This is a genomic window from Streptomyces venezuelae, assembly GCF_008642335.1.
Taxonomy (GTDB): Bacteria; Actinomycetota; Actinomycetes; order Streptomycetales; family Streptomycetaceae; genus Streptomyces; species Streptomyces venezuelae_F.
The window spans coordinates 4,322,305-4,334,875 of sequence record NZ_CP029191.1 but is presented as its reverse complement, the minus strand read 5'-3'; the positions used below and the strand labels follow the sequence as shown (position 1 = coordinate 4,334,875).

Here is a 12,571-nt window from a genome sequence, read left to right as displayed (position 1 = left end):
GGCTTTGCCATACCAGTCGCCTAGAACCTGTTGCCCCGTCAAAAAATTTGCGCCGCAAGCGCAACAACTCTTCCTGCCACCCGACCTCTAGAGGTAGGGAGACCAAAGCGCGCTCAACGGCGCGGACTTCACGCAAACGGCCGCGCTCTGTCAGCCCCTGGCAGTACGCTGGGCCTACAACCACATAACACCGCTTCACTTTTCGGACGTGTGCCACCGCATGGGGCCCACCACCAGACACCCGGAGCGAACAGCATGATCAGCCACCCCGTCGCCGGGGCGGTCAGCGCGCTGCAGAAGCAGGCGCTGGCTAGCAGGGACACCTACGAGCTCGACCGTATCGACCGCGCACTCGACGAGCTCCTGCGCAACCCGACGGACGCCTCTACTCCAGGCCCTTACCGCACCAAGTCGGCCATGGGGCATGCTTACGAGGTGCTCGAGCGTCGCCGAGCCATCGCCCGATTCATCCCGCTTGCTCCTGACCACGTCAACCGCGGGCAGACCGATTCCAGCCTTCTGGCCGCCGAACTCCTCGCGTGGGTCAACACCGAACCGAACCTCACCCACGCAGAGCGGGTATTGCTCAACAACCTCGCCATCGGCCACGACGCTGCCTCCTTGGCCGACCGGCAAGCGGTACCGCTGCAGCGCATGCGTGAGCGCGTCAGCCGAGCCCGGCGCCGCGCGCGAGCCCTCTGGCAGGCCGCGGAGGCAGCGTGACCCCCATCCCTGTAAGGCTCAGCCCGAGCCTCGTGCGTACGCTCATACCGCCGCAGCGGATCGGCACCTACGTCCTGTACTCGGAGGACGGCCACCCCACCTACGTCGGCCGAAGCGACACGGACATCCGTCGACGGCTCCTACGGCACTGCTCAGACCGCCGCGCCGACTACTTCACCTACGACGTACACCACAGCGCCGCCAGCGCTTACATGGTCGAGTGCGCGCTGTTCCACCTTCTCACCCCTGACGCCTCCAATCGGATTCACCCGGCGCGACCAGAGGGGCACCCCATTCCCTGCACCTTCTGCCTACCCCAGCAACAGGCCGCTCGCCGAGACCGCGTCTACGCCGCCCAGGAGCACGTGTGGCCCGCTACGACGAAGGACTGACGATGACTACACCCATGTTCCTCGCCCCACACGACCAGCGCGCCGATCTCATTCAGGTCGACCGGGCGCTGGACTCCATGCGGGACGCCGGCTTCGACCTGACCGCGGCCATCGGTGAGCCGCTGGACAACTCCATCGAGGCCGAGGCCACCCTGATGCGCGTGCGGACGATCTTCGGCCGCGGCAAAAAGACGATCGACAGGATCCTTATTGCCGACAACGGCGTCGGCATCGAGCCCGCAAAGATGCACCACGTGCTCTCGATGGGCTACAGCAGCCGCTACGGCGAGCGAAAGGGGCTGGGACGTTTCGGTGTCGGGCTCAAGCTCGCCGGGCTCAGCCTCGGTGAGCGCATCGACATCTACAGCCGACAGACCGGCAGCACGAAGATCTACCACAGCTACATCGACCTGCAGGAGATCCGCGAGGGGAAGCAGCACTACATCACCACCGACGAGGTCCAGGAGTGGCCCGCCGAGGCCGCCAAGCTGATGACCGGCCGTGACGAGACACCGTTCGCATCCGGCACACTCGTCGTGTTCGGCAAGATCGACCGACTTTCCAGCGGTGGGACCTACGGCACCTCGCTGGATCAGAAGATCGCTGAGCTCCGCAAGTTCATCGCCCGTGCCTTCCGCACCTACATCGATACGGGCAGGACCATCGAGCTGGACGGCAAGGTCACCACGCTGCATGATCCACTGTTCCTGCGCGACAACCCGAGAATCATCTCGCGCTACAAGCCGCTCGACCCCCGCGGTGAGCTCATTGAAGAGACTGACCTAAGGATCGACGGCCACAAGGTGCACGTTGCCGTCGCCATCGTGCCCCGCGAATTCCGTCCCTACTCGGGTGCCGGCGGTGGCACGGACCACAAGGGCCACGACATCTCCGAGTTTCAGATCAACGAGGACAACACTGCCAAAATCAGTATCCTGCGCAACGGTCGGGAGATTTACTACGACATCGTGCCACGGCTGCTCGAAGGTGGACGCAGCGACAAGGTCCTGCGCTACGTCGCAATCGAGGTGAGCTTCCCAGCGGAGCTGGACGAGTACTTCCAGGTGCGCAATGTCAAGCGCGGGACGGAGCCGGTCAGCAAGCTCCGCAGTGAGCTTCGCGAATGGCTGAAGGCACCCGTGAAGCAGGCCCTCAAGAAGGTCCGCGCGGACTGGAAGGAGACCGAGAAGCGCAAGCGTCTTGAGGACGGTGAGCACACCGAGACAATGGACACTGCAGCTCGGGTCTTTCCGAACTTCCCGAGAGGGATTGCCGGCCGTGGCGCGACCCCGGAAGACGAGGAAAGGGTTGTCGAGCAGGCTGTGGTCGATCTCGGTCTGGACCGAGAAGAGGATGCCGAGAAGATCGAGCGGATCCGCGAGCAAATCCGCACCAAGCCCATCACCCTCATGGGCGGTTCGTGGCCCGGCAAGGAACTACTGGTCATTGACCACCTGAACGGCAAGGCCGCCGTCAAGTTCAATCTCCGACACGCTCTGTTCGACCGGGTGTATCTGCCCCTGAAGAAGCTCGCCGATGAGGGCACACAGAACCTGGATCCCGAGGAGATCACCGACCTTGCACGGCGGGCGCAGACCGCCGTCGACCACTTGCTGATCGCCTATGCCCACGCAGAGGCGATGTACCCAGACCCCGAGCGGCTCGACGACCTCCGGACCTACTGGGGCATGTTCACCGAGGCGCTTCTGCGGGAGGCGTTCAGGGACCAGTAGGGAACCCTCCGGTGGGGGCCCAGCACCCCACCGGAGGATTCCCCGGCATCGGGCTGCCGTGCCCCGGCGGCATCCCTTGCCTCCAGCATCGAGGCATCCAGTACGTCTTGCGCCGTGCATCACCAGCATCCGCCGCCATGCGGCAGAACCGATTGAGAGGCATCACCAAGAATGTTTGGCTCAGGTTCCAAGCTCACGTTCCGCGACTTCGTCCAGGGAACCTGGGGGAGCTTCGACACTCCGGCTGGCCGAGTCGACTACATCATGACCAAGGCGAGGCTGGGTGGAGACGCCGACGCGCCGGAGCGGCAGCTCACCAAGAGCCTCGCGCCCGTTCGCGAAGTCATGGACCCTGGGGACCTGGACTTCAACCAGCTGCTGCAGCGTGACCTCGACGACCACCGTGTCGCCGGCAAGCTGATCCCGTACCTGTTCAAGCAGCAGATGACGGGGCCGGCATTCTTTCCGCCGATCGTCGCCGTGCTGCTGCCCTTCCAGGCCAAGAAGCCGACTACCTTCCCAGCTCTTGGGGCGCCCATCCCGGTGGACCACGATGATGCGCGCTGGCAGGAGGAACAGGCTGGCAACGCGTTCCGTATCCACCGCCTTCTCGGGGGAGACGGCAACCTGCACCCCGCGAACCTGGGCAAGCTGTGGTGGAACCAGTCCGAGTCAAGTCTGGTTGTTCTCGATGGACAGCACCGCGCCATGGGGTTGCTGGCCGTGGAACGCACTCTGTCCCGCTCGTGGCAGGGCGCTGGAATGCAGTTCCGGCCCTTCTATGAGCACCAGGTCGAGCAGCTGCTGCGGGACCACCAGGTCACCGAGGGCGACCTGGCGAAGATCGAAGTCCCCGTCACGGTGTGCTGGTTCCCGGAGGAAACCGGGGAGTCCTCACGTCCCCACGAGGCCGCCCGCAAGCTCTTCGTCGACGTCAATAAGGAAGCCCGGCCGCCAAGCGAGTCTCGAATCATCCTGCTGTCCGACGGCGAGCTGTCCAACGTACTCACTCGGAGCCTTCTGAGCGCCTTGCGTGGCCGGGCAGAGAACCAGCTGCCGCTTTACGCAGTGGAGTACGACAACCCCGAGATCAACGGAAGCCGTCCCGCACGCTGGTCCGTGATGACGAACATTCACCTGTTCAAGATGGTCGTCAAGCGGTGTATCTTCGGCCCGCCCAAGTACCTGACCAATCTGGCGCAACCGTTCGGTGGTAGGGAAAAGTTGGAGGACCGTGACAGCTTCATGCGCGAGCAGCTCGACCTCGTCAGCTTGCTCCCGCCCGAGTTCAGCGATGGCGGACGCCACTACGTTTTGGAAGCCATCGGAGAAACGGAATTTCCGTTGGGCCGCGCAGAGGAGCTGGTCGGCCGGTTCATGGACTCCTGGGGGACAGTCTTTTTGACGCTTCTGTCCAAGACGGCGCCCTATCGGGCACATGCCGCCGGCCTCGCCACCTTCAAGGACAGCTGGGATACAACCCACAACCACTCGGCGCTCGCGTATGACGCCCTCTTCGGCGGTGTGGGGATCTACTGGACCCTACGCGACAGCTACGACGAGTACCAGCGGCAACGCTCCGAAGGAAACGGTCATCTGCCGGTGAAGACGGATGTCATCCGGGCTTGGGAGGCATTGAAGGAGAAGGAGGCCGAGTTCGAGGAGCACCGCGCCCGCGCCTACCTCAACGCAGCGACTCCCCTCGCCATCAAGCAGTCGAAGGCTGCGTTCGCAGTATTCAACACCCACGCCTGCCAGCTCGGCATGATCATGACGCTTGCCTCTCTGTGGGAGATGCGCAAGAACCAGCCGGGTGGAGCCGAGCTCAAAGACCTGCCCGCCTTCGCCGCGTCACTCGTCGACGCTTGGAACGCGTTCTTCGAGCTGGACCGCCGGAGGGCCCACGATCGCCGGCATGCCTTCAGCAAGGAGGCGAGCAAGTCAATCAACCAAATTGTTAACATGGACACACCAAATGCGGTGTACTTCCGGTATTTCTGGCTGCAGGCGCTCGCCACCCCGTCGGCGTGGCAACACATCGCCCCGTGGCTGATCGACCGCACGGCGTTCGACAAGGGCTTGAGCCAGTCCCGCCGCCTCTACCTCGACCTGTGCACCAAGCAGCAGTCGAACGCGCTCAAGGTCAGTGAGCCCACCCTCGGACCGGGCAAACGGGAAGAAAAGGCTACAGACCTGGCCACCAGTGCGCTCAAGAAGGCGCTGGGCACCTGGTTCGAAGTATCGGGCGAGGAGTTCGAGGCGTGGCGGGCCTCCCAGCCCGGTCGGCCCGTCCAGTCTGAACTGGATCTGGATGACACGTCGAGCCCGAATGAAGCCCCGGATCGCGACTGAGCATCAAGGTCGCTGGCTTAAGGCTGGGACGCCCCGAGATGCCGGAGGCGGCACCACAGAGCAGTCCCAGCCTGGCCGCGCCCGTAATTCCTCAACGGCCGCGACAGCGCCAGTAGGACGACTGGATGGCTTCCATCCGCTGGCCCGAGTTGCCAGGTTAGGGCCAGGACGCCGCATCCCGAAGCTTGACCAGGCTTCCAGCTCGAATCTCCCACACCTCTTTGAATGGCGCGCAATGAGCTAGCACGTCAGCACCGTCTCGCTTCAACTCGTGAGACCGAGTCTTGGCGAGAAACATGCGACTGGGGCGCGTCACCTGGTCTGCATTGGTTGATTTTGCATATCGAGCGAAACCCATATGCAGCAGAAACGGACATCCGCCTACCGGGTCAGTAGCGGCGAAGGTCGCACATTCAACATGCATAGGAGGAACGAGCGTCAAGCGGCTCCTCATGACCACCGGACCGCCGATCACCGCTCGCCAATACCCGAGTGGTTCACCACACAAGCCGCAGAGCTCGTCACGGATGCACTCCAGCCGTCTGGCGCCGTCAACCTCAGTGAAATCTGGGCGCCCGTCAGGGCGGATCACTGTGACATATGTGATTGGGTAACCTCGCTGATCACGAGGTCGCTCAGCAAGCCTTGATGGCAGCGAGGCATGAAACCTGTGGGAAATTGGGTCATCTGGTCTCATCGACTGAACTCCCGTGCGCTTGGTCTGCTTCGGCCCGCTCGGCTTCCGACGAGACCCCTTATACGCCGACGATGCCTGGGGCGAGGAATGGTCCCGCGCGACGCCTCACATTGAAGATGCCCAGGCTCTTCGCCGACCTTTTTAGGTTGCCATGGCGTTCGACGCTATATCCACTCATCCGCGTCTGCCGTGAGCGATCTACCGTCGGCACCCAGCCGTACTCCGACAACGAAAACTTGAGCAACAGGCCCCACCGATAGGATGGACCGCAATTTTTCAGGCGTTCATTCTCTTTGCAGGCTCGGCTAAAATCCCGGTCAAGGCCCTCCCCGCGCCGAGTCCCCTGACCGCTGTGGAGAGAATGAAGGCAGGAAGCGACATTCATGGGGGCGATACGACATGGATTCTTTCGAGTTGGGGCGGTTGACTGACCACGACTTCGAGGCGGTCTGCCGTGACCTGTTCAGCGATGTCCTCGGTGTGCCGCTGGAGATCTTCCCCCGCGGCCGAGACCGTGGCATCGACCTGCGGCACACTGGACCCGCCGGGACGACCGTCGTTCAGTGCAAGCACTGGCCGCGCGCCCGCCAGAGGACGCTGATCGGACGCCTGATCAAGGATGAATGGCCCAAGGTCCATGCGCTGGCACCCGACCGCTACATCATCGCCACGACGGTCGGCCTGACCGTCGACGGCAAGGAAGAGCTCCGGGCCGCCTTTGCCCCCTACGTGCGCGGCACTGGCGACCTGTACGGCATGGACGAAATCGTCGCCGAGCTGCTGCGCCGCCCGGACCTGGTCCGACGACACTTTCGGCTCTGGCTGAGCAGCACGACCGTCCTTCAGACCGTGCTCAATCAGGACCAGTACCTGCGCTCGTCCTGGCTGCAGAAGCGACTACGACGAGTCGCCAGCACCTTCGTCCCGCATGAGGCCTTTGAACGAGCTAGGAAGCTCTTGGACTCCCAGCGGGTCTGTGTCATCGCCGGCATTCCCGGGGTAGGCAAGACAACAGCGGCGCTGATGCTCGCGGCCTGGCTGATGGGCAACGGCTATGAGGTGCACGAGATTTCCCAGGACATCGACGAGATCGGGACCCTGTGGCGTGACGACGCTCGGCAGGCATTCCTCTACGACGACTTCCTAGGGCGAACGGCCCTGGACGCCCCGTTGACCAAGAACGAGGACAACCGGCTGCTTTCAGTGATCCGCGAGATCCAGGAGACGCCCGGGAAGGCGCTTGTGATGACGACCCGCGACTACCTACTGGAGCACGCACGTCTTCGTCACGACCGACTGGCGGCACCAGAGGTGTCGGACGCGGTTAGCGTGATCCAGCTGACGGACCTGGATCTCGTTGTTCGGGGCCAGATCCTCTACAACCACGTCCATGGATCTCCTCTCCCGACGTACGACAAGCGGCGGTTCGCCGATCCGGAACTTTGGTGGCCGGTGGTCCGGCACAAGAACTTCAATCCGCGTCTGGTCGAGGAAACACTGAGGCTGTCCAGTCGCCAGGGGGATGACATCGCCGCAGCAATGCTGGAGAACTTGGACGACCCGCGGCGTGTCTGGGAACGCATCGTGGAGAGCGAGCTGACGGACGAGGCTATCCACCTGCTCGAGCTGCTGTTCACCTGGCAATCCGCCGACCTCGCAGATCTGGAGAGGTCCTGGCGCCGGTATCGCAGGGAGATGGGCCAGGCGGCAGACGGCCGGACCTTCCGCAGGGCTATCCAGGTGTTGGACGGCACGATGGTCTCGGTAGAGCGTGGGCAGGTGACGTTCCACAATCCGTCGATTGAAGACTACGTACGGTTCCACCTCGACGCCGGTCGCGCCCACTTCGCAGAACTACTCAAGGCGCTTAGCCCCAATCCAGCGGTCCAGGTACACCGGCTCGTCGAGGCGGCGCGGATGGCCGATGGAGCAGGCATTTTGGCACGGCTGCAGGAGCACGAGTCGGTTGTGGTCCCCCTCGTCCAGGCGATGGGGGCCTACGTCTGGACCGGGCCGTCGGACGAGGACGACAGCACGTCGACCCATCTGCAGTGGGTACTGGAAACGGCCAACTTGTTGAACTCCGCGATGCTGGCCGCGTACGTGATGGAGGAGGCACCCTCCCCGTTCACCTCATATGAGCACTTCGCCCACCTGGAGAGCCTGGCTGACTCTCTCAGCGCCAGCCCGTTGGTCCCGGAGAAGTTCGCCGAGGGGTTCTGGGAGGAGCTGGTCGAGACCATGCACTGGGAGCTACTGGAAAGCGTCGAGGCTGGTGACTGGGATCGAGCCATGGCGATGTACGACTGGCTACGCCGGAAGCCCGGCGCGTCCCGTGAACCGGTGACCGAGAAGCTGGTCCAGTGCGCTCTTCAGCAACTGTGCCAAGTCGCCGCGGAACCGGAGCGCGAACCGCATAACACAGAACTGGAACCATTGGAGGAGTTGGTGGGCTTCCTCTTGGCGCAAGGAGCCGAGGACAGGCTGCCTGAGGAGTTCGCCATCGTCTACGGCAGAGTTGAGCGCGTAGCCGCCGCCCAACAGGCGGATCGGAGAGTGCGGCTCCAGAAGCACCAGGCCCAGCAAAGCGAGCGTACCGACACCGCGCACAAGCACTCTCTGGTCACCGAGCTGATGCGGAGGCTTAACGAAAGGTGCTGACCGCTTCAAGGGCGGCGCAGAACCGGTCGACGCGGGCCGAACGCGAGTCTGCTCGGCCTCGCAACGTTCTGGGCGGGGAATCAGCTGTAATGGGGGGCCCTCCCCTGGGAGCCATCTGGGAGCCAACCCACTCCCCAAGCCCCTCTCAGACCATCCGAGACCATCGCGCACCAACGTCCTGACCAGGCAAAACAGCATACTGTCCGGTGGCGATCTCGCCCGGACCTCATTCGGGAAGAGGTCGTGGGTGCAAATCCCGCCACCCCGACAGAGAAACACCAGGTCAGGCCCAGTACTGAGAGATCAGTGCCGGGCCTGACCTGGTGCATAGGGTCCCCGGGAAAGGTCCGGGAAATGATTCCGGGCTGCCCCTTTCAGGCGACCTGACGTGCGCATGCACCGAACGCTTCTCGCTCCGTGCCTGCTCGCCACGCGGCAAGCCGTGGTGCGGCGGTGCCTGCTTCGAGCCATGGGGGCAACCGCCGACGCCGTGGTGATTACGCACATCTGTTGAAAACCAGCGCCGCGTCTCACGCCCTCAGGAGTCCGATGCCGCGGCCATCACCGAGGCAGAAGAACGCGTGGTGTGGGCCGATCAGATTGCCCCCAGCACGGGAGAAGAACGGACGGGCCGTGATGAGCCCCATCAGAGCTTTCCCTCACTAGAGGCAGGCGCTCCCATGGTGACTGGCTGCTCATTCACCATCCGCCCATACCTTGCGCACGTACATACGCGCCTCGACGGGTGCCGATATTCGCTCAAATACGTTAGGCATCGTGCGATATATGCAGTCTATTCCGTAGCGGTGCAGCAGAGAGACGCTCTTTGCAGCAGGGCAGGTCGGGAAGAGAGCACTCAGTCTGTCTGCCGGAGAAGGACTATGAGGCGCGTAGTCCAGAAGCTGGGCCAAAGCAGCGCGCACATAGTTGTGGTCACCGCTGCTTTTCGCCTCGATGATCTCTGTTCCATCGGGACCGGTCACGTGAAGGTCCGTGACACCGGAAGGCGTACGCAACCGCGTAACCTCCGCTCCAGCCAGAGTGGCCTTGTACTCTCTCACCAGTAGCGCTTCGGCGCGTAGCACCTGTATTTCGCGCTCGTCTCGCCGGTACACGGCTGTCGAAGCATGTACTGCCTCAACGGGGACGACCAGAGTTCCCTGGGCGATGGCGCTCGCCACTTCGGCATCCCGGGCAAGCTTGCGGCGATTTTCGGTGACCGTCGTGATCCCCAACCCTTGCAAGACCTCATCCGCCTTGCTGCCCGCGAGTACTCGCAGGCCCATGAAGTTGTCGCCCACGTTGAAGCTTGGCAACTCCCATATCTCCGAGTAGGGAATTTCAGTGTGCCGAAAAGAGAGCAGGCTGTAGACGTTGCGCCAGCTTCCCTTGTCCGGATCAGGCGTCCACATCGCGTCGGCGAAGTCGGAGTTCCTGAACGTGACCCCGACTTCCCCGATGCCTCGGACAAGATTCCTTCCTGTGAATAGAACGACGTCGCCAGTACGGAGTCGATCCATGTTCTTGTCCTGAACCGAGGTCGCTCCCCAGAAGCGGGCAGAGCCTGACGGGTGAAGCCTCTGCAACGCCGCCCTCTGCTCCTCGGAGAGTGCGGCAGCGTATTTGTCCGAGGAGAAGCGGATCTCCTGGTCGAGCGTGTCCCGCCAATGAAGCCGCGCTACAGGGTTTCCGTATGACGGTTGGATCGCTACGAGCGGCACGTTGTTGCCCCCTTCAAGTCCGTCTTGTCATTTTGTCATCCCCTTCAGCGGTGTGGGTCAACAGCACCACGAGGTCGGGCCCATCAGACGCTGCAACAAACGGAGTTGCGACCGGTCTCCCATACGCCGTGACCGGACGGTCGTGGACCGCGTTGCTCCGATCGAGTTGATCCCCACCTCATCGGAGACACCAGTGACTCGCTCGACCTGGTTCGTCACGGCCGCGCTCGCCGCGTCCTCTGTTCTGTTGCTGACCGCGTGTGGTGGTTCGGGTGGTGGCCCGGGCGACGATGAGATCGCCGGTGCTGATGTGGGGAGTGAGAACTCGGCTTCGTCGTCTCCGTCCGCTTCGGTGGGCGGGGGTGGCCGGCCGGAGGTCGAGTTGCCCAAGTCGTTTCGAGCGGACTTCGAAGGATGGAGGAACAGCGATCCGGAGCTGCAGGCCATCCTGGAGGACGGGAAGGGCCGGTTGCGGGCCGGGTACGCCGCCATCCTGGCGGGCGATCCGCAGTACAGCGCGTTGCGGTTCTACAGCACCAGTACGGCTCGCAAGTCCGGATCCGACTGGGTGAAGACGTACAAGGACCTCACTCTGAAAGGGAGCGTCCGCGTCTTCGCGCCCGACGTGCACGTGAGCAACGAGGGGTTCGGCGTCCTCTTCTACTGCGTTGATGAAGCCAAGGGATATACGCGGAATCTGAAGACGGGCAAGGTCTCGGGGACGCCCACGGGAGAGGATCCGAAGGTCCAGTACCGGACACGGCTGGACAGAAACGCTCGCGGTGTCTGGCAGACCTCGTCCGTGGAGACGGACGAGGGAGGCTGCGACCGGTGAGGCGACGTCGGCACCCGGTCGGGGAGACCTTGGTACTGCTCGCCGCCGCTGCTGCTTTCTTGCTCCCCTCAGCAGCGCTTGCCATTGGCGACGGCGGGAAGGAGTCGCCGGGAAGCGGCGACGGGACGCGCAAGTCCGTGCGGGGCGGTGTCGTGGGCAAGGAGCTCGTGGCGTCCGTGGCTCGGTCGAGGATTCGAGTCAGTTATCCCGGGGGCCAGGCGGCCGGCGCTTCCGTGTCCGCGCTCACATCCGTCGACCCCGACTGGGAGCCTCCGGTCTGCTGGTACGAGCCGGTGTTCTCGCCGCGGCAGCTTAAGGACGCCGTCGCCACCGGTGAGGGCGGGCTCGTCAGTGCTCATGTGTGGTGGAGCAACAGGCTGTGGGTCGATCACTATGAGAAGGGCGGGGTCACGGGGGTCGGCCTTGGGTCGCGGCTACCGGGAGGCGGTGGCAGCGGCCAGGGGTACAAGAACTACAACCTCGGCAAGAAGGGCATGTTCTGGCGGAGTACCGTCCGCGACGGCATGTACCAGGACTCCCGCGCGTGGGACTGCGGTCGCGTCATGTTCTGGCAGGACGCCGGCACCCTCCCCGAGGATGCGAACGCTCCTACTCCCGAGACCCTCGCCGCCTTCGCGTACGACAAGATCAAGGTGCCGGACACCGAGATCGAGTTGAAGCCCACGGGCGGGTCGACGGTGAATCTGCCCACCTGGGTGTGGCTGGACGAAGCGACCTTCGACGACGTGACCGTTCGTGCCGAGTTGCCCGGCACGGGCCTCTACGCCGTGACCACCGCCAAACCCGTGGCGCTGCACCTGGAGCCCGGCACCGGCGACGCGGTGACCTTTCCCGCCGGTGGTGACTGTCCCGTCAACGAGGACGGCTCCATCGGTGCCCCTTATAGGAGGGGTGCTGCCGGGGAGGACCCGCCTTGCGGGGTTCGGTATCTGCGGGCCACGGGCAGCGAGCCGTATCCGCTGACGGCATCGGTCACATGGGGGATCTCTTGGGAGGGGACGGGTGGCTCGGCCGGGCGGCTGCCCGATGGGGTGTTCGAGGGTGTTCGGAATGTCGCCGTGCAGGAGGTTCAGGCCGTCAATCGGTGAGCGGCGGCTCAGGCGTGGGCTGCTCGTGGCGTGGCTCAGGGACGCGTACTCCTTGGGCGCGGGCGCGGGCACGGGCGCGCCAACGGGCTCGTGGGTCACTCGCTCGCCGAGGACCATCGAGGACGCCGAGGACGTCGGCAAGTAGAGCTCGTACTCCGCGTCGTATCGGTGCCGGTCCCTCCCCTCGTGGGGACCGGCACCGATCGACGCGGACGGCGCCGACCGTGGTGCTCCCGCGTATCGGCGCGGATCAGGGAAAGTCCGGATCCGCGTTCGATGTGAATGCGGTCCGGTTATGGCCGTCTGCACAAGTCTTCGGAGCCCACCCGGCGACCCCGTCGTCACTCC

The 12,571-nt window shown here is 64.0% G+C and carries 8 protein-coding genes; 7 read left to right on the top strand and 1 reads right to left on the bottom strand.

Annotated elements, in window-relative coordinates; translation table 11 throughout:
• Nucleotides 1-255: 255 nt before the first annotated feature.
• From DEJ49_RS19615 to DEJ49_RS19595, 5 genes are all read left to right on the top strand, one after another.
• Nucleotides 256-723 carry a hypothetical protein gene (locus tag DEJ49_RS19615; RefSeq protein ID WP_150185330.1) on the top strand — a complete coding sequence of 156 codons (468 nt, stop codon included), beginning with the start codon at nt 256-258 and terminating at the stop codon, nt 721-723.
• Nucleotides 720-1,115, top strand: coding sequence for a GIY-YIG nuclease family protein (locus tag DEJ49_RS19610; RefSeq protein WP_150185329.1), 396 nt, complete (start codon nt 720-722; stop codon nt 1,113-1,115). Before DEJ49_RS19615 ends, DEJ49_RS19610 begins: the two co-directional genes overlap by 4 nt.
• A complete protein-coding gene (locus DEJ49_RS19605; protein ID WP_223832903.1) occupies nt 1,091-2,848 on the top strand; it encodes an ATP-binding protein in 1,758 nt (585 codons plus the stop codon). Before DEJ49_RS19610 ends, DEJ49_RS19605 begins: the two co-directional genes overlap by 25 nt.
• Before the next feature lie 264 nt (nt 2,849-3,112).
• Entirely contained in the window at nt 3,113-5,200 is a 2,088-nt protein-coding gene (locus tag DEJ49_RS19600) for a DNA sulfur modification protein DndB (protein WP_223832902.1), read from the top strand.
• A 1,096-nt stretch (nt 5,201-6,296) separates the two neighbouring features.
• Nucleotides 6,297-8,558, top strand: coding sequence for a restriction endonuclease (locus DEJ49_RS19595; RefSeq protein ID WP_223832901.1), 2,262 nt, complete (start codon nt 6,297-6,299; stop codon nt 8,556-8,558).
• Nucleotides 8,559-9,253: 695 nt separating this feature from the next.
• Here DEJ49_RS19595 and DEJ49_RS19590 read toward each other — a convergent pair.
• Nucleotides 9,254-10,279 carry a hypothetical protein gene (locus tag DEJ49_RS19590; RefSeq protein ID WP_223832900.1) on the bottom strand — a complete coding sequence of 342 codons (1,026 nt, stop codon included), beginning with the start codon at nt 10,277-10,279 and terminating at the stop codon, nt 9,254-9,256.
• A 142-nt stretch (nt 10,280-10,421) separates the two neighbouring features.
• Between DEJ49_RS19590 and DEJ49_RS19585 the strand changes: the two genes are divergently transcribed.
• On the top strand, nt 10,422-11,114 hold the full coding sequence (locus DEJ49_RS19585; protein WP_150185327.1) for a hypothetical protein: 693 nt from the start codon (nt 10,422-10,424) through the stop codon (nt 11,112-11,114).
• A gap of 29 nt (nt 11,115-11,143) precedes the next feature.
• Nucleotides 11,144-12,223 (top strand): hypothetical protein, encoded by a 1,080-nt coding sequence (locus DEJ49_RS19580; protein WP_150185326.1) that lies wholly within the window; start codon nt 11,144-11,146, stop codon nt 12,221-12,223.
• Nucleotides 12,224-12,571: the final 348 nt, after the last annotated feature.